Origin of the sequence: Streptomyces sp. WAC06614 (genome assembly GCF_003949795.1) — a bacterium.
Lineage (GTDB): Bacteria > Actinomycetota > Actinomycetes > Streptomycetales > Streptomycetaceae > Streptomyces.
On sequence record NZ_RPRY01000097.1, the window covers coordinates 1 to 22,870 of the forward strand.

The 22,870-nt window shown below is 73.7% G+C and carries 20 protein-coding genes; 12 read left to right on the forward strand and 8 right to left on the reverse strand.

Features of this window, described 5'->3' with window-relative positions; genetic code table 11:
* The coding region (locus tag EF918_RS15585; protein WP_148141235.1) for an ADP-ribosylglycohydrolase family protein at positions 1-989 on the reverse strand (989 nt) is incomplete at its 3' end.
* 246 nt (positions 990-1,235) lie between these two features.
* Here EF918_RS15585 and EF918_RS15590 point away from each other — a divergent pair.
* The 3 genes from EF918_RS15590 to EF918_RS15600 all read left to right on the forward strand — a co-directional run bounded on the left by EF918_RS15590 (position 1,236) and on the right by EF918_RS15600 (position 8,381).
* Positions 1,236-1,967: a VIT1/CCC1 transporter family protein gene (locus tag EF918_RS15590; RefSeq protein ID WP_125645998.1), complete on the forward strand. Its 732-nt coding sequence runs from the start codon at positions 1,236-1,238 to the stop codon at positions 1,965-1,967.
* 356 nt (positions 1,968-2,323) lie between these two features.
* Positions 2,324-6,925 carry a glutamate synthase large subunit gene (gene gltB, locus EF918_RS15595; protein ID WP_125646000.1) on the forward strand — a complete coding sequence of 1,534 codons (4,602 nt, stop codon included), beginning with the start codon at positions 2,324-2,326 and terminating at the stop codon, positions 6,923-6,925.
* On the forward strand, positions 6,918-8,381 hold the full coding sequence (locus tag EF918_RS15600; protein WP_125646002.1) for a glutamate synthase subunit beta: 1,464 nt from the start codon (positions 6,918-6,920) through the stop codon (positions 8,379-8,381). The genes gltB and EF918_RS15600 overlap by 8 nt, the downstream gene beginning before the upstream one ends.
* Before the next feature lie 165 nt (positions 8,382-8,546).
* Here the strand turns inward: EF918_RS15600 and EF918_RS15605 are convergent, their stop codons facing one another.
* Complete coding sequence (locus EF918_RS15605) at positions 8,547-9,071, reverse strand: pyridoxamine 5'-phosphate oxidase family protein (protein ID WP_125646004.1); 525 nt, start codon at positions 9,069-9,071, stop codon at positions 8,547-8,549.
* A gap of 99 nt (positions 9,072-9,170) precedes the next feature.
* Between EF918_RS15605 and EF918_RS15610 the strand changes: the two genes are divergently transcribed.
* Positions 9,171-9,899 (forward strand): SDR family NAD(P)-dependent oxidoreductase, encoded by a 729-nt coding sequence (locus EF918_RS15610; RefSeq protein WP_125646006.1) that lies wholly within the window; start codon positions 9,171-9,173, stop codon positions 9,897-9,899.
* A 10-nt stretch (positions 9,900-9,909) separates the two neighbouring features.
* Complete coding sequence (locus EF918_RS15615; RefSeq protein WP_125646008.1) at positions 9,910-10,677, forward strand: class I SAM-dependent methyltransferase; 768 nt, start codon at positions 9,910-9,912, stop codon at positions 10,675-10,677.
* On the opposite strand, the gene EF918_RS15620 is transcribed toward EF918_RS15615, so the two are convergent.
* Entirely contained in the window at positions 10,623-11,765 is a 1,143-nt protein-coding gene (locus EF918_RS15620) for an acyl-CoA dehydrogenase family protein (RefSeq protein WP_125646010.1), read from the reverse strand. The genes EF918_RS15615 and EF918_RS15620 overlap by 55 nt on opposite strands.
* Positions 11,765-12,919: an acyl-CoA dehydrogenase family protein gene (locus EF918_RS15625; protein WP_125646012.1), complete on the reverse strand. Its 1,155-nt coding sequence runs from the start codon at positions 12,917-12,919 to the stop codon at positions 11,765-11,767. Before EF918_RS15625 ends, EF918_RS15620 begins: the two co-directional genes overlap by 1 nt.
* A gap of 75 nt (positions 12,920-12,994) precedes the next feature.
* Here EF918_RS15625 and EF918_RS15630 point away from each other — a divergent pair, with 75 nt between their 5' ends.
* From EF918_RS15630 to EF918_RS15640, 3 genes are read left to right on the forward strand one after another with little or no spacing between them, the layout of a single operon-like run.
* Entirely contained in the window at positions 12,995-13,777 is a 783-nt protein-coding gene (locus tag EF918_RS15630; protein WP_125646014.1) for an SDR family oxidoreductase, read from the forward strand.
* Between the two features lie 15 nt (positions 13,778-13,792).
* On the forward strand, positions 13,793-14,407 hold the full coding sequence (locus EF918_RS15635; RefSeq protein WP_125646016.1) for a TetR/AcrR family transcriptional regulator: 615 nt from the start codon (positions 13,793-13,795) through the stop codon (positions 14,405-14,407).
* A gap of 51 nt (positions 14,408-14,458) precedes the next feature.
* A complete protein-coding gene (locus EF918_RS15640) occupies positions 14,459-15,616 on the forward strand; it encodes an acetyl-CoA C-acetyltransferase (RefSeq protein ID WP_125646018.1) in 1,158 nt (385 codons plus the stop codon).
* 109 nt (positions 15,617-15,725) lie between these two features.
* Here EF918_RS15640 and EF918_RS15645 read toward each other — a convergent pair whose 3' ends face one another.
* Genes EF918_RS15645 through EF918_RS15660 form a run of 4 tightly spaced genes read right to left on the reverse strand, consistent with a single transcriptional unit; the run spans position 15,726 to position 19,220 of the window.
* Complete coding sequence (locus EF918_RS15645; protein WP_125646026.1) at positions 15,726-16,775, reverse strand: nitronate monooxygenase family protein; 1,050 nt, start codon at positions 16,773-16,775, stop codon at positions 15,726-15,728.
* 14 nt (positions 16,776-16,789) lie between these two features.
* Entirely contained in the window at positions 16,790-17,611 is an 822-nt protein-coding gene (locus tag EF918_RS15650; RefSeq protein WP_260610242.1) for a CoA-transferase subunit beta, read from the reverse strand.
* Positions 17,608-18,444, reverse strand: a complete 837-nt coding sequence (locus tag EF918_RS15655) for a CoA transferase subunit A (protein ID WP_125646030.1) — start codon at positions 18,442-18,444, stop codon at positions 17,608-17,610. Before EF918_RS15655 ends, EF918_RS15650 begins: the two co-directional genes overlap by 4 nt.
* Positions 18,445-18,470: 26 nt before the next feature.
* Positions 18,471-19,220, reverse strand: coding sequence for an enoyl-CoA hydratase family protein (locus tag EF918_RS15660; protein ID WP_125646020.1), 750 nt, complete (start codon positions 19,218-19,220; stop codon positions 18,471-18,473).
* Between the two features lie 56 nt (positions 19,221-19,276).
* Between EF918_RS15660 and EF918_RS15665 the strand changes: the two genes are divergently transcribed.
* The 4 genes from EF918_RS15665 to EF918_RS15680 all read left to right on the forward strand — a co-directional run.
* Positions 19,277-20,041 (forward strand): SDR family oxidoreductase, encoded by a 765-nt coding sequence (locus EF918_RS15665; protein ID WP_125646022.1) that lies wholly within the window; start codon positions 19,277-19,279, stop codon positions 20,039-20,041.
* A 1-nt stretch (position 20,042) separates the two neighbouring features.
* On the forward strand, positions 20,043-21,035 hold the full coding sequence (locus EF918_RS15670) for an SDR family oxidoreductase (RefSeq protein WP_260610243.1): 993 nt from the start codon (positions 20,043-20,045) through the stop codon (positions 21,033-21,035).
* Positions 21,036-21,400: 365 nt separating this feature from the next.
* On the forward strand, positions 21,401-22,189 hold the full coding sequence (locus tag EF918_RS15675; RefSeq protein WP_260610244.1) for a trypsin-like serine protease: 789 nt from the start codon (positions 21,401-21,403) through the stop codon (positions 22,187-22,189).
* Positions 22,190-22,430: 241 nt separating this feature from the next.
* On the forward strand, positions 22,431-22,870 hold a 440-nt coding region (locus tag EF918_RS15680), incomplete at its 3' end, for a response regulator transcription factor (RefSeq protein WP_148141236.1).

The following is a 22,870-nucleotide window of genomic DNA, read 5'->3' on the forward strand; positions in this document are numbered from 1 at the left end:
GCCGGGTAGGGGAGGGGGGATTCCGGGGTCAGGAGGTCGGCGATGTGGAGGACGTGGTGGCCGCGCATCGACGGGAGGCAGGTGCCGCGGACCGGGCCGATGGCGGCGGACCAGGCCGCGGGGATGGCCGCGGCGCCCGACAGCGCGCCGGACAGGGCGCCCGCCACCGCGGCGGTGGTGTCGGCGTCGCGGCCCATGTTGACGGCGGTCAGCACCGAGCCCCGGAACTCCCCGGCGGACGCCGCGAACGCGCCGAAGGCCAGCCCCACCGCCTCCGGCGCCAGGTCGGTCCACGGGTAGCCGCCGATCACCACGGCCGAGCGCACCGCCCGTTCGCCCCGCGGGGCCGCCGTGACCGCCCGCCGCAGCGACCGCGCGGTCCAGGAGTCGGACGGGATCACCGACAGCGCCGCGGAGACCACCGAGGCCGGGCTGCCGCCGGCCATGGCCGCCGCGACGCCCGCGGCGACCGCCTGGCCGCCGTAGATGCCCTCCCCGTCGTGGCTGACCGAGCCGTCGATCGCCACCAGCCGGGCCGCCTCGGCCGGCCGCCCGGCCGCGAAGACCCCGAACGGCGCCGCCCGCATCGCCAGCCCGTCCGACCAGGCGTGCCGGTGCTGCGCCGAGATCGGGGCCGCCAGACCCCGGCGGAGGTTCTCCAGGGTGCCGCGTTCACTGAAACCGGCCCCCCGGAACGGGCCTTCGTCCAGGTCGGCGATCCAGTGGTGCCACGCCCGCTCCACGTGCGCGACGGTCAGCGCCGAGCCGTGCCGGGCCAGCAACAGGCCCGAGAAGATGGCGTACTCGGTGTCGTCCGTGCCCGCCGGGTCCTCCGTCACGAAGCCCTCGATCCGGCCCCACCGCGCACGGATCTCCGACGGCTTCATGTTCTCCGCCGGCGCCCCCAGCGCGTCCCCCACCGCGAGCCCCAGAAGAGCGCCCCGGGCCCGTTCCAGCAGGACCTGCGGACTGCCTGCGACCAGCTCCATGGCGGCGCCTCTCCACGTCGTGGGGCCCGTCCTGAACCCCATGGGGGATTTGTGCCATGAAGAACCGATTGTCGCCACGCGCGAAACGCCTCGCGCGAGCCCCCGTCACCCGGTCGCCGAGACCCAAAAGCCCTGGTAAGTACGGCCTTCCTTGCTGGCGGGCAACGGAAATCGTGCGTAGTTTCGAGGTGTTCGAGGGGGTGGGTGCTCCCCGCACCCGGCCGTACCCAAGGGGAGAGCTCTGCCATGTCCATCATCGACATCGAAGCACCGCTGCACGAGGCGCACCGCGACAACCACACCCACCGCGACGTCAACGGCGGATGGCTGCGCCCGGCCGTGTTCGGTGCGATGGACGGCCTGGTCTCCAACCTCGCGCTGATGACCGGCGTGGCCGGTGGCGCGGCCGCCCCGTCCACCGTCGTGATCGCCGGACTCGCTGGCCTGGCCGCCGGAGCGTTCTCGATGGCGGCCGGCGAATACACCTCCGTGGCCTCGCAGCGCGAGCTCGTCCTCGCCGAACTCGACGTGGAGCGTCAGCAGTTGCGCAAGCACCCCGTCGACGAGATGGAGGAGCTCGCGAAGCTGTACGTCTCCCGCGGCGTCAGTCCGGCGCTGGCCCGCGAGGTGGCCGTGCAGCTGTCCCGCGACCCCGAGCAGGCGCTGGAGATCCACGCCCGCGAGGAACTCGGCATCGACCCCGACGACCTGCCGTCGCCGCTGGTGGCCGCGGTGTCCTCGTTCGGGTCGTTCGCGCTCGGCGCGCTGCTGCCCGTGCTGCCGTACCTGCTGGGTGCCACGGTGCTGTGGCCGGCCGTCCTGCTGGCCCTGGTGGGCCTGTTCCTGTGCGGCGCGGTCGTCTCCCGGGTGACGGCGCGCAGCTGGTGGTACAGCGGCCTGCGCCAGCTCCTGCTGGGCGGCGCCGCCGCCGGTGTGACGTACGTCCTGGGCAGCTGGATCGGTACGGCCGTAGGCTGACCCCGGGATCGGGATATTATGCGGTGCTCCGCATAAGTACTTCGCAACCCGCCCGTCCGGCACGGCGCCGTGCGGGCGGAGGCGTGCAGGGATGACCCGGCGGTTTCGATTCCGTGTCCGCCGGGCATGAAATGTCCGCGCCCGGGCAATGAGGCCTGCGCTCGCCCAGGGGCCCGCACACCGTGACTCACCTGCCAAGGCCCCTCACTCTCCGGTCGATGCAGTGTCCGCATGGTGAAACGAGATATCCGCTTCCCGGGATTGCCGCCATCATGTAACCTGCACGAAATTTCACAGCAGAGGGCCAACGTCGTCCCTCGGCACGTTCCTATGCCACGACGACGACGGGAGAGCCGATGCGTTCCGCATCCACGCACTCCGCGACCGGCCTCAGCAGCACCGCCTGGTCGCCCTTGGACGGTCGCCCCGCCCCGCAGGGCATGTACGACCCGCGCAACGAGAAGGACGCCTGTGGCGTCGGTTTCGTGGCCAACCTCACCGGCGAGGCCAGCCACACGCTCGTCGAGCAGGCGCTGACCGTTCTGCGGAACCTCGAACACCGTGGGGCCACCGGCTCCGAGCCGGACTCCGGCGACGGTGCGGGCATCCTGTCCCAGATCCCGGACGCCTTCCTGCGCGAGGTCGCCGGGTTCGACCTTCCCGCCGCCGGCGCGTACGCCGTCGGTATCGCCTTCCTCCCCGCCGACGGCACCGCACAGGCCCTCGCCGTGGAGCAGATCGAGGCGATCGCCGCCGAGGAGGGCCTGACGGTCCTGGGCTGGCGCGAGGTCCCGGTCACCCCCGACCTGCTCGGCAACGGCGCCCGCGCCACCATGCCGGCCTTCTCCCAGCTCTTCGTCTCCGCCGGCGACGCCACCGGCATCGCGCTGGACCGCAAGGCGTTCGTCCTGCGCAAGCGCGCCGAGCGCGAGGCGGGCACCTACTTCCCGTCGCTGTCGGCCCGCACGATCGTCTACAAGGGCATGCTGACCACCGGCCAGCTGGAGCCCTTCTTCCCCGACCTGTCCGACCGCCGCTTCGCCTCCGCGGTCGCCCTGGTCCACTCGCGGTTCTCGACCAACACCTTCCCGAGCTGGCCGCTGGCCCACCCGTACCGCTTCGTCGCGCACAACGGCGAGATCAACACGGTCAAGGGCAACCGCAACTGGATGACGGCCCGCGAGTCGATGCTCGCCTCGGACGTCTTCGGCGAGGGCGCGCTGGACCGGATCTTCCCGATCTGTACCCCGGACGCCTCCGACTCGGCCTCCTTCGACGAGGTCCTGGAGCTGCTCCACCTCGGCGGCCGGTCGCTGCCGCACAGCGTGCTGATGATGATCCCCGAGGCGTGGGAGAACCACACCTCCATGGACCCGGCCCGCCGCGCGTTCTACCAGTACCACTCCACGATGATGGAGCCCTGGGACGGCCCGGCCTGCGTCACCTTCACCGACGGCGTCCAGGTCGGCGCGGTCCTCGACCGCAACGGTCTGCGCCCCGGCCGCTACTGGGTCACCGACGACGGCCTGGTCGTGCTCTCCTCCGAGGTCGGCGTCCTGGACATCGACCCGGCCAAGGTCGTCCGCAAGGGCCGCCTGCAGCCCGGCAAGATGTTCCTCGTCGACACCGCCCAGAAGCGGATCATCGAGGACGACGAGATCAAGGCCGAGCTCGCCGGCGCCGCCCCCTACGCGGACTGGCTGGAGGCCGGCGAGATCGAGCTGACCGACCTGCCCGAGCGCGAGCACATCGTGCACACCCACGCCTCGGTCACCCGCCGCCAGCAGACCTTCGGGTACACCGAGGAGGAGCTGCGCGTCATCCTGGCCCCGATGGCCAAGACCGGCGCCGAGCCGATCGGCTCCATGGGCACCGACTCGCCGATCGCCGCGCTCTCCGAGCGCCCGCGGCTGCTGTTCGACTACTTCACCCAGCTCTTCGCGCAGGTCACCAACCCGCCGCTGGACGCCATCCGCGAGGAGCTCGTCACCTCGCTGGTGTCCTCCCTGGGCCCCGAGGGCAACCTGCTGGACCCGACCGCCGCGTCCTGCCGCAGCGTCACCCTGCCCTTCCCGGTGATCGACAACGACGAGCTGGCCAAGCTCATCCACATCAACGCCGACGGCGACATGCCGGGCATGACGGCCGCCACCCTGTCCGGCCTCTACCGGGTCTCCGGCGGCGGCGAGGCCCTGGCCGCCCGCCTGGCCGAGATCTGCGCCGAGGCCGACGCCGCCATCGCCGGCGGTGCCCGTCTGATCGTCCTGTCGGACCGGCACTCCGACGCCGAGCACGCGCCGATCCCGTCGCTGCTGCTCACCTCCGCCGTCCACCACCACCTCATCCGCACCAAGCAGCGCACCCAGGTGGGCCTGCTGGTCGAGGCCGGTGACGTCCGCGAGGTCCACCACGTCGCCCTGCTCATCGGCTACGGCGCCGCGGCCGTCAACCCGTACCTGGCCATGGAGTCCGTCGAGGACCTCCTGCGCGCGGGCACCTTCCTCGAGGGCATCGAGCCCGAGCAGGCCATCAAGAACCTGATCTACGCCCTCGGCAAGGGCGTGCTGAAGGTCATGTCCAAGATGGGCATCTCCACCGTCGCCTCCTACCGCGGCGCCCAGGTCTTCGAGGCCGTCGGCCTGGACGAGGAGTTCGTCGCCACCTACTTCCACGGCACCGCCACCAAGATCGGCGGCGCCGGTCTGGACGTCGTCGCCAAGGAGGTGGCCGCCCGCCACGCCAAGGCGTACCCGGCCTCCGGGATCGCCCCGGCGCACCGCGCGCTGGAGATCGGCGGCGAGTACCAGTGGCGCCGCGAGGGCGAGCCGCACCTGTTCGACCCGGAGACGGTCTTCCGCCTCCAGCACGCCACCCGAAACCGCCGGTACGACATCTTCAAGAAGTACACCGACCGGGTGAACGAGCAGTCCGAGCGCCTGATGACGCTCCGCGGCCTGTTCGGCTTCAAGAACGCGGGCCGCCCGTCGATCCCCGTCGACGAGGTCGAGCCGGTGAGCGAGATCGTCAAGCGGTTCTCCACCGGCGCCATGTCGTACGGCTCCATCTCGCAGGAGGCGCACGAGACCCTGGCGATCGCCATGAACCAGCTCGGCGGCAAGTCCAACACCGGCGAGGGCGGCGAGGACCCCGAGCGCCTGTACGACCCGGCGCGCCGCTCCGCGATCAAGCAGGTCGCCTCCGGCCGCTTCGGCGTGACCAGCGAGTACCTGGTCAACGCCGACGACATCCAGATCAAGATGGCCCAGGGCGCCAAGCCCGGTGAGGGCGGCCAGCTGCCCGGCCACAAGGTCTACCCGTGGGTCGCCAAGACGCGTCACTCGACGCCCGGCGTCGGCCTGATCTCCCCGCCGCCGCACCACGACATCTACTCCATCGAGGACCTGGCCCAGCTCATCCACGACCTCAAGAACGCCAACCCGGCCGCCCGCATCCACGTGAAGCTGGTCTCCGAGGTCGGCGTCGGCACGGTCGCGGCCGGTGTGTCCAAGGCTCACGCGGACGTCGTGCTCATCTCCGGCCACGACGGCGGAACCGGCGCCTCCCCGCTGACCTCGCTCAAGCACGCGGGCGGCCCCTGGGAGCTCGGCCTCGCCGAGACCCAGCAGACCCTGCTGCTCAACGGCCTGCGCGACCGGATCGTCGTGCAGACCGACGGCCAGCTCAAGACCGGCCGGGACGTGGTCGTCGCCGCGCTGCTGGGCGCCGAGGAGTTCGGCTTCGCCACCGCCCCGCTGGTGGTCTCCGGCTGCGTGATGATGCGCGTGTGCCACCTGGACACCTGCCCGGTCGGCATCGCCACCCAGAACCCGGTGCTGCGCGAGCGCTTCTCCGGCAAGGCCGAGTTCGTGGTGAACTTCTTCGAGTTCATCGCCGAGGAGGTCCGCGAGATCCTCGCCGAGCTGGGCTTCCGTACGCTCCAGGAGGCCGTCGGCCACGCCGAGCTGCTGGACACCTCCCGGGCCGTCTCCCACTGGAAGGCCCAGGGCCTGGACCTGGAGCCGCTGTTCCACGTGCCGGACCTGCCCGAGGGTGCCGTCCGCCACGCCCTGGTCGCCCAGGACCACGGCCTGGAGAAGGCGCTCGACAACGAGCTGATCGAGCTGGCCGCGGACGCGCTGAACGCCGCGACCGCCGAGGAGGCCCGCCCGGTCCGCGCCCAGGTCGCCATCCGCAACATCAACCGGACGGTCGGCACCATGCTCGGCCACGAGGTCACCAAGCGGTTCGGCGGCGCGGGTCTGGCCGACGACACCATCGACCTCACCTTCACCGGGTCCGCCGGCCAGTCCTTCGGCGCCTTCGTGCCCAAGGGCATCACCCTCCGCCTGGAGGGCGACGCCAACGACTACGTCGGCAAGGGCCTGTCGGGCGGCCGCATCGTGGTCCGCCCGGACCGCGGCGCCGACCACCTGGCCGAGTACTCCACCATCGCGGGCAACACCATCGGCTACGGCGCGACCGGCGGCGAGATGTTCCTGCGCGGCCGCACCGGCGAGCGCTTCTGCGTCCGCAACTCCGGTGCCCTGGTCGTCTCGGAGGGCGTGGGCGACCACGGCTGCGAGTACATGACCGGCGGTACGGCCGTGGTGCTGGGCGAGACCGGCCGCAACTTCGCGGCGGGCATGTCCGGCGGTGTCGCGTACGTCATCGACCTGGACAGGGACAACGTCAACGCCGGCAACCTGGACGCCGTCGAGGGCCTGTCCGACGAGGACGCGCAGTGGCTGCACGACGTGGTGCGCCGCCACGAGGAGGAGACCGGCTCGACCGTGGCCGCCCGGCTCCTCGCCGACTGGGACGCCTCGGCGGCCCGGTTCAGCAAGATCATCCCGACCACGTACAAGGCAGTGCTCGCCGCCAAGGACGCCGCTGAGCGGGCCGGACTCTCCGAGTCCGAGACCACCGAGAAGATGATGGAGGCGGCGACCCATGGCTGACCCGAAGGGCTTCCTCACCACCACCCGTCAGACCGCCTGCTCCCGCCCCGTCGAGGAGCGGCTGAAGGACTGGAACGAGGTCTACGTCCCCGGTTCCCTGCTGCCGATCATCAGCAAGCAGGCCGGGCGCTGCATGGACTGCGGCATCCCGTTCTGTCACAACGGCTGCCCGCTGGGGAACCTGATCCCCGAGTGGAACGACTACGCCTACCGCGAGGACTGGGGCGCGGCCTCCGAGCGCCTGCACGCCACGAACAACTTCCCGGAGTTCACCGGCCGGCTGTGCCCGGCCCCGTGCGAGTCGGCGTGCGTGCTGGGCATCAACCAGCCGGCCGTCACCATCAAGAACGTCGAGGTCTCGATCATCGACAAGGCCTGGGACAACGGCGGCGTGGTGCCGCAGGCCCCCGAGCGCCTGTCGGGCAAGACCGTCGCCGTCATCGGCTCCGGCCCGGCGGGCCTGGCCGCCGCCCAGCAGCTCACCCGGGCCGGCCACACGGTCGTGGTGTACGAGCGGGCGGACCGCATCGGCGGCCTGCTGCGCTACGGCATCCCCGAGTTCAAGATGGAGAAGCGGCACATCAACCGGCGCATCGAGCAGATGCGCGCGGAGGGCACCAAGTTCCGCACCGGCATCGAGGTCGGCCGGGACATCACCGCCTCGGACCTGCGCAAGCGGTTCGACGCGGTGGTCGTGGCCGCCGGTGCCACGGTCTCCCGCGACCTGCCGGTCCCGGGCCGCGACCTCAAGGGCATCCACTTCGCGATGGAGTACCTGCCCCTGGCCAACAAGGTCCAGGAGGGCGACTTCGTGACCCCGCCGCTGACGGCGGAGGGCAAGCACGTGGTCGTGATCGGCGGCGGTGACACGGGCGCCGACTGCGTGGGCACCGCCCACCGCCAGGGCGCCCTGTCGGTCACCCAGCTGGAGATCATGCCCCGCCCGAACGAGGAGCGGGACACCGTCGGCCAGCCCTGGCCGACGTTCCCGATGCTCTACAAGGTCACCTCGGCCCACGAGGAGGGCGGCGAGCGGGTCTACTCCGTCTCCACCACCCACTTCGAGGGCGACGAGGACGGCAACGTCCAGGCCCTGCACCTGGTCGAGGTCGACTTCGTGGACGGCAAGCTGGTCCCGCGCGAGGGCACCGAGCGCCGCATCCCGGCGCAGCTGGTCACCCTCGCCATGGGCTTCACCGGCACCGACCAGGCCAACGGCCTGGTGGAGCAGTTCGGGCTCGACCTGGACGGCCGCGGCAACGTCGCCCGCGACGCCTCGTACGCGACCAACGTCGAGGGCGTCTTCGTGGCCGGCGACGCCGGCCGCGGCCAGTCGCTGATCGTCTGGGCCATCGCGGAGGGCCGCTCGGCCGCCCGCGGGGTGGACCGCTACCTGACCGGCAGCAGCACCCTCCCGTACCCGGTCAAGCCCACGGACCGCGCCCTGACGGTCTGACCCCGGCTCCCTCCCCCCGGCCCCCGCGGCCGGGACCCCTCATACGGTCCGTACAAGGGCGTACGGAAACTGACACAGCGCCCGCCTGTCCCCGACCAGGGAGGCGGGCGCTGTGGCGTCCCCGGGGCCACGAGGCCCCCGCCCCGGCCCGGGCTCCGTCGCGCATCAGCGCGCCGGGCCGTCGCGGCCGATCTCCCGGGCCGGCTCGTCGTCGTTGCCGCGGCGGAACGTGCGCAGGCCCCGGGAGGGGGTCCAGGAGCGGACCACCAGTTCCTCACCGTCGATGCCGGTGTGGACGACTTCGGTCAGTTCGGTGCGGAACAGGTGGAAGGGCTCGTCCGGGGCGTTCGCCTCCTCCGCGTAGCGGTGCAGCTCCGGCGGGTCGACGATCTCCACCGCGCGCCCCGAGATCCGCGCGTCCCCGCCCGGCATCGTCTCGCCCTCGCCCGGGTTGCTGTGCAGCGCGAAGCGCGGGTCCCGGCGCAGGTCCACGGCCTTCCTCGACCCGGCCATCATCCCGAGCCACAGCTCGCCCCCGCGGACGTCCACGGTGAGCCCGGACACCCGGGGGGAGCCGTCCCTGCGGAGGGTGGCCAGGACATGGTGGGTGTGCGGGGCGAAGCGGTCGCGGACGGCCTTGGCGAAGTCCGGCTCGGCGGCCTCGAACGCCGCCCAGTTGTTCGTCGTCATGCTCCCCATCCAAGCGCCTGCCGCCCCTTCCTTCCTCGCGACGCGACTGTTACCCCTCTCCCTGCACCTCGGAGGAACACGGGAGTTGGGGAGGCAGTGGTGATCTCACTTGCGGGCAAGGTCGTCCTCGTCACCGGGGCCGCGCGCGGCCAGGGCGCGGCCGAGGCCCGGCTGTGCGCCGGGGCCGGGGCCCGGGTGGTGGTGGCCGACCTGCGGGAGGAGGAGGGCCGGGCCGTGGCCGCCGGGCTGGGGGAGCGGGGGCTGTTCGTGCGGCACGACGTGACCTCCGCGGAGAGCTGGCGGCACGTCGTGGACGAGGCCGTCGCGGCCTTCGGCGGACTGTCGGCGCTCGTCAACAACGCCGCCCTGTGGCGCACCGCGCCCGTCGAGCAGCAGAGCCTGGAGGGCTTCGAGGAACTGCTGCGGGTCAACCTCCTCGGCCCGTTCCTCGGCATCCGGGCGGTGGCCCCGGTGCTCCGCGCCGCCGGGGGCGGGTCCATCGTCAACATCTCCTCCACCGCCGGGCTGGTCGGCATCCGCGGACACGCCGCCTACGGCTCCACCAAGTTCGGGCTGCGCGGCCTCACCCGGTCCGCCGCCCTGGACCTCGCCGCGGACGGGATCCGGGTCAACTCCGTCCACCCGGGCGCCATCGACACCCCGATGGTCGCCGACGCGGTGGCCGACCGGGACTGGTCGCACGTGCCGCTCGGCCGGATGGGACGGCCCGAGGAGGTCGGCGGCCTGGTGCTCTACCTCTGCTCGGACGCCTCCTCGTACGTCACCGGCGCCGAATTCACCGTCGACGGCGGTACGTCGGCTGCCTGAGGATGGGGGCATGACCACCGTCGACCGCGCCCGCGCCCGTTCCTTCGACACGGCCGCCGCCCTCTACGCCGCCAACCGCCCCGGCTACCCGCCCGCCCTGTTCGACGCCGTGGCGGAACTGGCCGGGCGGCCGCTGCGCGGGGCCCGGGTGGCCGACGTAGGAGCCGGTACGGGCATAGCGACCGGGCTGCTCCACGCCCTCGGGGCGCGGGTCCTCGGGGTGGAGCCCGGCGACGGCATGGCCGAGGAGTTCCGCCGGGCCCACCCGGGGGTGCCGCTGGTGCGCGGCGACGGCGACCGGCTGCCGCTGGCCACCGGCGCCTTCGACCTGCTCACCTACGCCCAGGCCTGGCACTGGACCGACCCGCGCCGCTCCGTCCCCGAGGCGCGCCGGGTGCTGCGCCCCGGCGGGGCGCTCGCCCTGTGGTGGAACGACCTGGACGCCGAGGTGCCGTGGATCGCGGAGCAGGCGGCGCGCCTGAGGGACTTCTTCCGCATCACCGCCGAGGAGGAGGGCGAGGCGTTCCGACTGCTGCCCGCCGGGCTGGACTTCACCACCCGCCGGGTTCCGTGGTCGCGCCGCATCCCCCTCGACACCCATCTGGCCAACCTCGCCAGCCACTCGGCGTTCCTGACCCTGGGGGAGGAGGGCACCCGCGCCTTCGCCGACGCCGAACGGGCCCGGCTGCTGGCGCTGTTCCCCGACGCGACCGTGGAGGAGACCTACGTGGTCAGCCTCGCCGTGGCCGTCCTGCCCGCCGCGTCCGTGGCCGGGTAGCGGGCCAGCACCTCGGCCCGGCACTGCGCGGGGGTGCCCCACGCGTCGCGCAGCGGCCGGGCCTTGCGCAGCCACAGGGACAGCTCCAGCTCCTCGGTGTAGCCGATGGCGCCGTGGAGCTGGAGCGCCGTCCGGGCGGCCGCGTACGCCGCCTCGCCCGCGGCCAGCTTGGCCGCGGCCACCGCCCCGTCGGCCCGCGCCACGGCCACCTCGGCCGCGTCGGCCCGCGCCGCGTCGGTCCGCGCCGCGTCGGCCCGCGCCGCCACCTCGGCCGCGTCCGTCCGCGCAGCGTCGGCCCGCGCCACGGCCACCTCGGCCGCTTCCGCCCGCGCCGCTTCCGCCTCCGCCTCCGCCACGGCCGCCCCGAACACCAGCGGCCGGGCGAACTCCAGCGCGAGCAGGGTGTCCGCCAGCCGGTGCTTGACCGCCTGGAACGCCCCGACCGGCGTGCCGAACTGGCTGCGCTGCTGGACGTACGCCACCGTCCGCGCCAGCAGCGCCTCGCCCACACCCAGCGCCTGGGCCGCCGTCAGCAGCCGCGCCCGGCGCAGCGCCGCCCCGGCCGGCACCCCGGTGGCCAGCAGCTCACCGCCGTCCGCCGGCACGGCCAGGCGCCGGGCCGGGTCCAGGGAGGGCAGCCGCTCCCCGTGGCCGGGCGCCGCCCACAGCTCGCCCCGCGCCGTGACCGTCAGGACCAGCGCCGCCGCGTCCGGGTCCAGCGCGTACGGGCTCCCGCCGGGCAGCGTCAGCGTGGCCGGGCAGTCGCCCGCGGCCAGCTTCGGCAGGTGCGCGGCGGGCAGCAGCGCCGCCGCGGCCGCCGTCTCCACCAGCGGCCCCGGCACGCCGTACCGGCCGAGCTCCACGAAGGCCACCGTCAGCTCCACCGGCAGCGGCCCCAGGCCCCCGTGCTCCTCGGGGACGGCCAGCGCGAACAGCCCGGTCCGCGCCAGCCGCTCCCACAGCGCCCGGCCGGGCCCGAGGTCCCCGGCCGACCAGGCCCGGACGACCGCCGGCACGTCCGAGGCGGCCAGCAGCGCCGCCAGGGTCCGGGCCAGGGCGGACTGCTCGTCGGTCGGCAGGAAACGCATCAGCGGCGGCCCTTCGGGAGGCCGAGCAGCCGCTCGGCGATGATGTCGCGCTGGATCTCGTTCGTCCCGGCGTAGACCGGCCCGGCCAGGGCGAACACGTACGGCTCGGCCCAGTCGGTGCCGGCCCGTTCGCCGTCCGCGCCCAGCAGGTCCAGCGCCGTCTCGTGCAGGGCGATGTCGTACTCCGACCAGAACACCTTGTTCAGGCTGGACTCGGCGCCGGCCGCCCGGCCGGCCGCGAACCGCGCGGCCGAGGCCCAGGTGAACAGCTCGTACGCGCGCGCCCCGACCACCGCGTCCGCCACCCGGTCGCGCAGCGCGGTGTCCGACGGCTCGCCCCGCTCCCGCCACAGCCCCACCAGTCGGTCGGCGGCGGCCAGGAAGCGGCCGGGCGAACGCAGGGTCAGCCCCCGCTCGTTGCCGGTCGTGGACATGGCGATGCGCCAGCCCTCGCCCGGCTCGCCGATCACGTCCTCGTCCGGGACGAAGACCTCGTCGAGGAAGAGCTCCGCGAAGGCCGGCTTGCCGTCGAGCCGGCCGATCGGCCGGACCGTCACCCCCGGCGCCCGCAGGTCGAACATCAGGTACGTCAGCCCCCGGTGCGGCCGGCCCGCGGCGGCCGGCCCCGGGTCGGACCGGAAGATCCCGAAGGCCCGGTCGGCGAAGGCGGCCCGCGAGGACCACGTCTTCTGCCCCGACAGCAGCCAGCCGCCCGCGGTCCGCTCCGCCCGGGAGCGCAGCGCGGCCAGGTCGGAGCCGGCCTCGGGCTCGGACCAGGCCTGCGCCCAGACCACCTCCCCGGAGGCCATGGACGGCAGCACCCGGGACCGCTGCTCCTCGGTGCCGTGGTCGAAGAGGGTGGGGGCGAGCAGGCTGATGCCGTTCTGGGAGACCCGGCCCGGTGCCCCGGCCGCCCAGTACTCCTCCTCGAACACCAGCCAGCGCTCCAGGTCCGCGCCCCGGCCGCCGTACGCCTGCGGCCAGGACACCACCGACCAGCGGGCGGCGCACAGCTCGGCCTCCCAGGCGCGGTGGGCGGCGAAGCCCTCCCCGGTCTCCAGGGACGGCAGCGGCTCCGCGGGGACGTGCGCATGCAGCCAGGCCCGGGCCTCCTCCCGGAAGGCCGTCACGTCCGGGGTGTGCGTGAGGTCCATCGGCAGCTCCCGTCTGCAGCACGTCTCCACCGACCGCGCTTCCCTAACAAGCGTTTGGCAGGTTAACGTACCGGCATGAGCAGCGTCGAGTACGTACCGGGTCACGGCCTGCTGTCCGGCCGGACCGCCGTCATTACCGCCGCCGCCGGCGCCGGCATCGGCGGGGCCACCGCCCGCCGGTTCCTGGAGGAGGGCGCGCGGATCGTCATCGGCGACGCGCACGCCCGCCGGCTGAAGGAGACCGAGGCGGCGCTCGCCGGGGAGTTCGGCGCCGACGCCGTCGCCGCCCTGCCCTGCGACGTCACCGACGAGGCCCAGGTCCAGGCCCTGTTCGCGCACGCCGAGCAGCTCCACGGCCGGCTCGACGTCGTGGTCAACAACGCCGGGCTCGGCGGCACCGCCACCCTCGTCGACATGACCGACGAGCAGTGGTCCAAAGTCCTCGACGTCACCCTGAACGGCACCTTCCGCTGCACCCGCGCCGCCCTGCGCGCGATGCGCCGGACCGGCCGGGGCGGGGTCGTGGTCAACAACGCCTCCGTCGTCGGCTGGCGCGCCCAGGCCGGCCAGGCCCACTACGCGGCGGCCAAGGCCGGGGTGATGGCCCTGACCCGGTGCGCCGCGATCGAGGCGGCCGAGTTCGGCGTCCGGGTCAACGCGGTCGCCCCCAGCCTGGCCATGCACCCGCACCTGGTGAAGGTCACCTCCGCCGAACTGCTGGAGGAACTGACCGCCCGGGAGGCCTTCGGCCGCCACGCCGAACCCTGGGAGGTCGCCAACGTCATCGTGTTCCTGGCCAGCGGCTACGCCTCGTACATGACCGGCGAGACCGTCTCCGTCAGCAGCCAGCGGGCATGAGCCGACAATGGTCGGGTGCCAACGAACAAGAAGAACGCGCAGGTGACGCCCTCCGCGGAACGCCGCCGTGAACTGCTGGACACCGCCGCCGAGGTGTTCGCCGCGCAGGGCTACAACGCCACCACCGTCCGCAAGATCGCCGATGCGGCCGGCATGCTCGCCGGCAGCCTCTACTACCACTTCGATTCCAAGGAATCGATGCTCGACGAGATCCTCTCCAGCTTCCTGAACGAACTGTGGGCGGGCTACGACGCGGTCCTCGCGGCCGGGCTCGGCCCCCGGGAGACCATCGAGGCGCTCGTCACCGAATCCTTCCGGGAGATCGACCGGCACCGCGCCGCCGTCGCGATCTACCAGAAGGAGGCCCGCACCCTCTCCGCGCAGCCCCGCTTCCACTACCTCTCGGCCTCGCAGGTGAAGTTCGAGAAGGCGTGGCTGGGGACGCTGGAACGCGGGGTCGCCGCCCAGGTCTTCCGCTCCGACCTCGACATCCGCCTCACCTACCGGTTCGTCCGCGACACGGTGTGGGTCGCGGCGTCCTGGTACCGGCCCGGAGGCCGGCACAGCCCCGAGGAGATCGCCCGCCAGTACCTGTCGATGGTGCTGGACGGGATCGCCCTGCGCACCTGACCCCGGGCCCGCCAGCGGGCCCGGCCCGAGCCCGACCGAGGAGTCGCCGCCATGCCCGAGGCCTACATCGTCGAAGCCGTCCGCACCCCCGTCGGACGGCGCAAGGGAGGTCTGTCCCAGGTCCACCCGGCCGACCTCGGCGCCCACGTGCTGACGGCCCTGATGGAACGGTCCGGGGTCGACCCGGCCGCCGTCGAGGACGTCGTGTTCGGCTGTGTGGACACCGTCGGCCCGCAGGCCGGCGACATCGCCCGGACCTGCTGGCTGGCCGCCGGCCTGCCCGAGGAGGTGCCCGGGGTCACCGTCGACCGGCAGTGCGGCTCCTCCCAGCAGGCCGTCCACTTCGCCGCCCAGGGCGTGCTCTCGGGCACCCAGGACCTGGTCGTCGCCGGCGGCACCCAGAACATGTCCATGATCCCGATCGCCTTCGCCTCCCGGCAGGCCGGCGCACCCCTCGGCCTCACCGAGGGCCCGTACGCCGGCTCGCAGGGCTGGCGGGCCCGCTACGGCGACCAGCCGGTCAACCAGTTCCACGGCGCCGAACTGATCGCGCAGAAATGGGGCGTCTCCCGCACCGACATGGAGGAGTTCGCCCTCCGCTCGCACCGGCGGGCGGTCCGGGCCGTGGACGAGGGCCGCTTCGTCCGCGAGATCGCCCCCTACGGCGAGGTCGCCGTGGACGAGGGCCCGCGCCGGGACACCAGCCTGGAGAAGATGGCGGGGCTCGCCCCGGTCGTGGAGGGCGGCACCATCACCGCGGCGGTCTCCTCCCAGGTCTCGGACGGCGCCGCGGCCCTGCTGCTGGCGAGCGAACGGGCCGTGGCCGAGCACGGACTGACCCCGCGGGCCCGGATCCACCACCTGTCCGTGCGCGGCGAGGACCCGATCCGGATGCTGTCGGCGCCCGTCCCGGCCACCGCCCACGCCCTGAAGAAGACCGGCCTGACCATGGACGACATCGACCTGGTCGAGATCAACGAGGCCTTCGCCCCGGTCGTCCTGGCCTGGCTCAAGGAGACCGGCGCCGACCCGGACAAGGTCAACGTCAACGGCGGCGCCATCGCCCTGGGCCACCCCCTGGGTGCCACCGGCGCCAAGCTGATGACCACCCTGCTGCACGAACTGGAACGTACCGGCGGCCGCTACGGCCTCCAGACCATGTGCGAGGGCGGCGGCCAGGCCAATGTGACGATCATCGAGCGGCTGTGAGACCCCGCGGGGCCGGACCGCCCCGGTCCGGCCCCGCCCGGCTTCCCTCCGGCCCCCGCCCCGGCTGCCCCTCGGCTTGCCTCCGGTCAGGTCCTCGGCTTCCCTCCGGTCAGGTCCTCGGCAGCGCCCGTAGGGCCTGCTCGGCCTCGGCCATCACCCGGGCGACGAGTTCCGCGCACGACGGCAGGTCCTCGATCACCCCCGCGACCTGGCCGGACGCCATCACGCCGAGGTCGGTGCGGCCCTCGACCATGGACGCCTTCAGCAGCATGGGGGTGTTCGCGGCGAGCAGCACCTGGCCCCAGGTCAGCTCCTTGCCGTGCTTCATCGCGAGCCCGTCCCGCACCAGCTGCGACCACGACAGGCCCGACAGCTTCCGGAACCCCGCCGCGTGCCGTACCGCCCGCAGCAACGCCGTCGTCCGGCCCGCACGTTCCAGCGACTCCACCAGCTCCGTGCGCAGCATCCGGTGCGGCAGCCCGTCCACCGCCTCCGTCACCGTGACGTCCTTCACGGTCGCCGCCAGATAGCGCGCCTTGACCGCGTCCGGCACCGTCGAGTCCGAGGTCAGCAGGAAGCGGGTGCCCATCGCCACGCCGGCCGCCCCGTACGCGAGCGCCGCGACCAGGCCGCGGCCGTCGTGGAAGCCGCCCGCGGCCACCACCGGGATGTCGACGGCGTCCACCACCTGCGGCAGCAGCACGGTCGAGGCCACCTCGCCGGTGTGCCCGCCGCCCTCGCCGCCCTGCACGATCACCGCGTCCGCGCCCCAGGCCGCGACCTTCTCGGCGTGCCGCCGGGCACCGACCGACGGGACGACGACCACGCCCGCGTCCTTCAGCCGCAGGATCAGCTCCCGGGAGGGCGCCAGCGCGAACGAGGCGACCCGCACCCCCTCCTCGACGATCAGCTCGGCCCGCTGCGCCGCGTCCCCGGCGTCGGCGCGCAGGTTCACCCCGAACGGGCGGCCGTCCGTGCGGGACCGCACCTCGCGCACCGCCGAACGGAGCTGGTCCAGGGTCATCGTCGCGGAGGCCAGGATGCCCAGCGCACCCGCGTTCACGGCGGCCGACACCAGCCGGGGGCCGGCCACCCAGCCCATGCCCGTCTGCACCACCGGGTGCTCGCAGCCGACCAGCTTCGTCAGCGCCGTCTCCATCCGGGCGGTCCCCATCAGGCCGGGACCTCCCGGTCACGGGTCCCGCGCGGGTCGATCACCTCGCGGATCAGCCGCAGTTCCTCGGCACTCGGCTCCCGGGTGACGGGCACCCCACCGTCGTCGGCGGCCAGCGGGAAGGCCGTGGCCGCCCGGACCTCCTCGACCGTGACCCCCGGGTGGAGCGAGGCGATCCGCATCGACCGGTCGGGGGTCGCGAAGTCGAAGACCCCGAGGTTCGACACCACCCGCGGGATCCGGTGGAACCGGCTCGCCGACGGCCCGGCCGCGGCCGCCCGGTCGTACCCGACGCCCGAGACCATGTCCACGCGCTCCACGAACACCCGCGGCGAATGCCGGGGGATCCAGTAACTGACCGGGTTGTTCAGGGTGTTGACCGGAGCCCCGCGCACCCCCAGGAGCTGCCGGGCCGGCCGCTCCCAGTCGCCGATGCAGGAGATGTTCTGGTTGCCGTACCGGTCGATCTGGCTGGCGCCCATCATCACGTGCCGCCGCCCGCCGGTGACCATCGTCAGGTGCCGGCGGTACGGCAGCCAGCCCTCCACGGTCGTCCCGTCCGACCCCACCAGCATCGCCTCGCCGTCCGTCATCAGCAGGTCGGGGGAGAAGGTGCGCCGCGCCAGCCGTGCCCCGATCCCCGGGATCACCCCCATCGGGCTGGCCAGCACCTCACCGTCGCCCCGCCAGGCCTCCGCGCAGGCGATCACGCAGTACTCGGCCCGCGTGACGGAGGTCCCCGCCACGCCCGCCGTGCCTGCCGCCGTGCCCGCCGCTCCCGTCGCCCTGCCCGCCGCGCCGTCCGCCGCCGTCCCGCTCATCGCTGCTCCTCGCTCCAGGCCCGCACGGCCCGCTGGTAGTCGCCCTCGTCCGCACCCGACAGGAACCGGGCCGCGAACTCCTCCCACGGCGTGCTCGCGTACAGCTTCTGGAAGGCCTCGTCCCGGCCGTGGTCGGGGACGCAGGAGGTGAAGTGCGCCCCGTTCGGGGTCTCCACCACCCCGGTCACGCTGTGCCTGCTCACCAGCAGCGACTGCGGGGGCCCGGCCTTGGCCAGCTCGGCGGTCTCCACGAGCTGCTCGCAGGAGACGTACGCGGTGTCGGCGGCCTCGCAGAACAGGTCGTCGAAGTACGGGTCCGGGCCCAGGTACTGGGCGTTGCCCAGCCGGTCGGCGCGGTTGAGGTGGACCAGGGCGGCGTCCATGCGCAGCGCCGGCACGGCGACGAACTCCTCGCCGTCGGCGTAGGGCGAGGTGACCGTCCGCAGCCCGGGGTTGACCCGCATCACGTCGGAGCCGAGGCCGGCCCGCACCGGCAGGAAGGGCAGCCGGTTGGCGGCCGCGTGCAGCCCCCACATGAACATCGCCTCGTCCAGCTCGGTCAGCTCGAACGCCCCGCGCTCGCGGGCGGCCCGGAAGTGCGGCTCCAGCGGAATGCTGTCGAGGGTGGCGAAGGCGGTGACCAGCCGCCGGATCCGCCCTGCGGCGGCCAGCAGGCCCACGTCCGGCCCGCCGTACGCGATCACGGTCAGGTCGGTGACCTCGGACCGCAGCAGCGCCCGCACCAGCGCCATCGGCTTGCGGCGCGAGCCCCAGCCCCCGATGCCGATCGTCATCCCGCTGCGCAGCCGCCCGACCACCTCGTCGCAGCTCATGGTCTTGTCGGTCGTGGCGTGTTCCGTCACGGCGTGTCCTTCCTGCCGAAGGTGTCGCGCACCCGGTCCGCGACCCCGCTGAGGTTGGCCTCGAAGGTGAAGCCCTGCTCGAAGCGGTAGCTGCGGCGCACGTCGACCGGGTCGATGCCGTTGATGGCGGCCTTGGCCAGCCGGATCAGCGAGCCGTCCTTGCGGGCGATCTCCGCCGCCAGCTCCAGCGCGGCCGGGCGCAGCGCGGCGGGCGGCACCACCCGCCAGACCGAGCCGTGGGCGTGCAGTTCGGCGGCGGTCGCGGTGCGCGAGGTGTAGTACAGGGCGCGCATCAGGTGCTGGGGGACCAGCCGCGCCAGATGGGTGGCCGCGCCCAGGGCGCCCCGGTCGAGCTCGGGCAGCCCGAAGGTGGCGTCGTCGGCGGCCACGATCGCGTCGGCGTTGCCCACCAGCCCGATCCCGCCGCCCAGGCAGAAGCCGTGCACGGCGGCCACGACCGGGACCTCGCACTCGTAGACGGCGGCGAAGGCCTCGGCGCAGCCGCGGTTGGCGCCGATCAGGGCGTCATGGCCCGGGTCGCGCTGCATCTCCTTGATGTCGACCCCGGCGTTGAACCCGCGGCCCTCGGCGGCGAGCACCACACAGCGCACGGCCGGGTCGCGGCCGGCGGCGCGCACGGCGTCGGCGAGGGCGTACCAGCCCTTGACGGGCAGGGCGTTGACCGGTGGGAAGTCGACCGTGACGAGGGCGATGCCCTGGTCCGGGTTCGAGGTGGAGACACCCATGAGAGGATCCGCTACCTTTCCACCAAACATTTGTTAGGTGAGGAAGGTAGCAGCCCATGGAGCTCGACGGGAGGGTCGTCGTCGTCACCGGCGGCACCCGGGGCGTCGGCGCCGGGATCGCGCGGTCGTTTCTCGCCGCGGGCGCCCAGGTCGTCGTCTGCGCCCGCAGACCCCCGGACCGGCCGGTCGCGGCGGCCGGCCGGCAGGCCGACCACGTCCCCCTCGACCTGCGCGAACCGGCCGCCGTGCAGGCGTTCTTCGACGCCGTCGCCGACCGGTACGGGCGGCTGGACTGCCTGGTGAACAACGCGGGCGGTACCCCGTACCGGCTGCTCGGCGAGGGCGGGGCCGCGCGCCACGCGCGCGTGGTCGAACTCAACCTGCTGGCCCCGCTCACCGCCTCGCTGGCCGCGTACCCGCACCTGCGGGCGGCCCGCGGCTCGGTGGTCATGACGGGCAGCGTCAGCGGCACCCGCCCCTCGCCGGGCACCGCCGCCTACGGCGCCGCCAAGGCCGGGCTGGAGAACCTGGCCCGGTCCATGGCCGTCGAATGGGCGCCCGAGGTACGCGTGAACACCCTCGTGGTGGGCATGGTGCGCACCGAACTCGCCGCACTGCACTACGGCGACGAGGCGGGCATCGCGGCGGTCGGCGCGACCGTCCCGCTGGGGCGGCTGGCCGAACCGGCGGACGTGGGCGAGGCGGCGGTCTTCCTCGCCTCGCCGCGCGCGGCGTACGTCAGCGGGGCGAGCCTGCTCGTCCACGGCGGCGGTGAACGGCCCGCGTTCCTGGACGCGGCAACGGCGAACAAGGAGGGGTGAGATGTCTCGCGAAGACATGCAGCAGGGTCAGGGGCAGTTGCACGGGCAGGAGCAGGAGCAGCAGCGGGGCCGGGGGAGGGGTGGCCGGGGTCTGTGCGAGGGCCGGGTGGTGATCGTCACCGGAGCGGGCCGGGGCCTGGGCCGGGCGCACGCGCTGGCCTTCGCGGCGGAGGGGGCCAGGGTCGTCGTCAACGACCTGGGCGTGGCCCTCGACGGCAGCCCGCAGGAGGACGGCCCCGCCGAGCAGGTCGTGGCGCAGATCCGCGCGGCCGGCGGCGAGGCGGTGGCGCACGGCGGGGACATCGCCTCCGCCGAGGGTGCGGCCTCGCTCGTACGGTGCGCCCTGGACCACTACGGCCGGCTGGACACCCTGGTCAACAACGCGGGCTTCCTGCGTGACCGGATGCTGGTCAACCTGGACGAGGGGGCCTGGGACGCGGTGATGCGGGTCCATCTCAAGGGCCACTTCCTGCCGCTCAAGCACGCCGCCGCGTGGTGGCGGGCCGAGGCCAAGGCGGGCCGCCAGGTGGCGGCCCGGGTGGTCAACACCTCCTCCGGCGCGGGCCTGCTCGGCTCGGTCGGGCAGGGCAACTACAGTGCGGCCAAGGCCGGGATCCTGGGCCTGACGCTGGTGGCGGCGGCGGAGATGGGCCGGTACGGGGTCCAGGTCAACGCCATCGCCCCGGCCGCCCGCACCCGGATGACGGAGGACGCCTTCGCGGCGGCCATGGCCCCGCCGGAGGCGGGGGAGTTCGACGCCATGGCCCCCGAGAACGTCTCCCCGCTGGTGGTCTGGCTGGGCTCCACGGCCTCGGCCGGGGTGACCGGCCGCGTCTTCGAGGCCGAGGGCGGCCGCATCACGGTCATGGAGGGCTGGCGCCCCGGCCCCACCACCGACCGCGGAGCGCGCTGGACCCCGGCCGAGGCGGGCGAGGCCGCCGTGAAGCTCCTGTCCGCGGCCGACCGGCCGCTCCCGCCGTACGGGGTCGAGTAGGGGCCGGGCCGGCGCCGAGCGGGGGGCCGGGCCGCGTAGCCGGAACAGGCTCGGGCCCGGCCCCCTGGCGAGGGGTCGGGCCCGTATCCGTCGCTGGTGCGATGAGGTATCACTACCCGCCCCGCACCCTCCTCGAACCGCCGTACGCCGGTCAGTTGTACGGCTTTTGCCGCCGCTGCTGCCGCCGCCGCGCGCCGCTCGTCGTTCGTCGGTCCCCGTCCGGGCCCCTCGTCGCAGATTGGCCGAAAAAGCGGCCTTGCCGCCCGTGCGCCCCCGGGTATGACATGGAGAACGCGAATGACATGAACGCGTCATTACTCGCGCATCCCCGCACACGCACAGCCCGACCCCCCACGAAAGGCAGCGTGTTCACCGTGTCGAAGAGCCTCGTACGGTTCGTCAGGCGCACCCTCGCCACCGGCGCCGTGGCCCTCGCGGCCCTCAGCCTCCAGCCCACCGAAGCCAGCGCCGGCCAGGCCCCCGTGGTCGGCGGCACCCGCGCCGCCCAGGGCGAGTTCCCCTGGATGGTCCGCCTCTCCATGGGCTGCGGCGGCGCCCTCTACACCCAGCAGATCGTCCTCACCGCCGCCCACTGCGTCAGCGGCAGCGGCAACAACACCTCCATCACCGCGACCGCCGGCGTGGTGGACCTCAACAGCTCCAGCGCCGTCAAGGTCAAGTCCACCAAGGTCCTCCAGGCCCCCGGCTACAACGGCTCCGGCAAGGACTGGGCCCTGATCAAGCTCGCCAAGCCCATCAACCTGCCCACCCTCAAGATCGCCGACACCACCCAGTACAACAACGGCACCTTCACCGTCGCCGGCTGGGGCGCCGCCCGCGAAGGCGGCAGCCAGCAGCGCTACCTGCTCAAGGCCACCGTCCCCTTCGTCTCCGACGCCGACTGCCAGTCCGCCTACGGCAACGACCTGATCCCCGGCGAGGAGATCTGCGCCGGCATCCTCGGCCAGGGCGGCGTCGACACCTGCCAGGGCGACTCCGGCGGACCCATGTTCCGCCGCGACGCCGCCGGCGCCTGGATCCAGGTCGGCATCGTCAGCTGGGGCATCGGCTGCGCCCGCCCCGACTACCCCGGCGTCTACACCGAGGTCTCCACCTTCGCCGCCCAGATCCGCAACGCGGCCGCCACCTTGTGATCCGACGCCCCCGCCCTCGTCCCTCCGGCCGGTCCCGGATCGGCCGGACGGGCGAGGCGCGGCGGCCCCTGCCCGACTACCGTCGACAGGCGTGACGCGAGCCCGGGAACCGGCGCACCGAGCCGGACACCCGGGCTCGCGGCGTCCTCCCGGCGGTCCGCTCCGAGGTTGCGGGCCGTCCCGCGCCCCGGTCCCATGGGAAGGACCTCGATGCAGCGGGCGACAGTGGGGCAGGCAGCGCATGACGATCAGCGTGGTCATCGCGGACGACCAGGAAATGGTGAGAACCGGCTTCCGCATGATCCTGGAGAGCCAGCCCGACATCGAGGTCCTCGCCGACGTCGTCGACGGCGAGGCCGCCCTCGCCGCCGTCGAGGAACACCGCCCCGACGTGCTGCTCCTCGACATCCGCATGCCCAAGCTCGACGGCCTCGAAGTCACCCGGCGGCTGTCCGGCCGCACCCCGGCCCCCCGCATCGTCATCGTCACCACCTTCGACCTCGACGAATACGTCCACGCCGCCCTGCACGGCGGCGCCAGCGGCTTCCTCCTCAAGGACGCGAGCCCCGCCATGCTGGTCGAGGCCGTCCGCGCCGCCGCCGTCGGCGACTCCCTCGTCTCGCCCGCCATCACCGTGCGGCTGCTGCGCGACCTGGCCCCCCGCGCCACCGCCACCGCGGC

Coding starts and splice junctions, on each gene's coding strand:
- EF918_RS15590 (WP_125645998.1), top strand. CDS start 1,236: ATGTCCATCATCGACATCGAAGCACCGCTGCACGAGGCGCACCGCGAC.
- gltB (WP_125646000.1), top strand. CDS start 2,324: ATGCGTTCCGCATCCACGCACTCCGCGACCGGCCTCAGCAGCACCGCC.
- EF918_RS15600 (WP_125646002.1), top strand. CDS start 6,918: ATGGCTGACCCGAAGGGCTTCCTCACCACCACCCGTCAGACCGCCTGC.
- EF918_RS15605 (WP_125646004.1), bottom strand. CDS start 9,071: ATGACGACGAACAACTGGGCGGCGTTCGAGGCCGCCGAGCCGGACTTC.
- EF918_RS15615 (WP_125646008.1), top strand. CDS start 9,910: ATGACCACCGTCGACCGCGCCCGCGCCCGTTCCTTCGACACGGCCGCC.
- EF918_RS15620 (WP_125646010.1), bottom strand. CDS start 11,765: ATGCGTTTCCTGCCGACCGACGAGCAGTCCGCCCTGGCCCGGACCCTG.
- EF918_RS15625 (WP_125646012.1), bottom strand. CDS start 12,919: ATGGACCTCACGCACACCCCGGACGTGACGGCCTTCCGGGAGGAGGCC.
- EF918_RS15630 (WP_125646014.1), top strand. CDS start 12,995: ATGAGCAGCGTCGAGTACGTACCGGGTCACGGCCTGCTGTCCGGCCGG.
- EF918_RS15640 (WP_125646018.1), top strand. CDS start 14,459: ATGCCCGAGGCCTACATCGTCGAAGCCGTCCGCACCCCCGTCGGACGG.
- EF918_RS15645 (WP_125646026.1), bottom strand. CDS start 16,775: ATGGAGACGGCGCTGACGAAGCTGGTCGGCTGCGAGCACCCGGTGGTG.
- EF918_RS15650 (WP_260610242.1), bottom strand. CDS start 17,611: ATGAGCGGGACGGCGGCGGACGGCGCGGCGGGCAGGGCGACGGGAGCG.
- EF918_RS15655 (WP_125646030.1), bottom strand. CDS start 18,444: ATGAGCTGCGACGAGGTGGTCGGGCGGCTGCGCAGCGGGATGACGATC.
- EF918_RS15660 (WP_125646020.1), bottom strand. CDS start 19,220: ATGGGTGTCTCCACCTCGAACCCGGACCAGGGCATCGCCCTCGTCACG.
- EF918_RS15665 (WP_125646022.1), top strand. CDS start 19,277: ATGGAGCTCGACGGGAGGGTCGTCGTCGTCACCGGCGGCACCCGGGGC.
- EF918_RS15670 (WP_260610243.1), top strand. CDS start 20,043: ATGTCTCGCGAAGACATGCAGCAGGGTCAGGGGCAGTTGCACGGGCAG.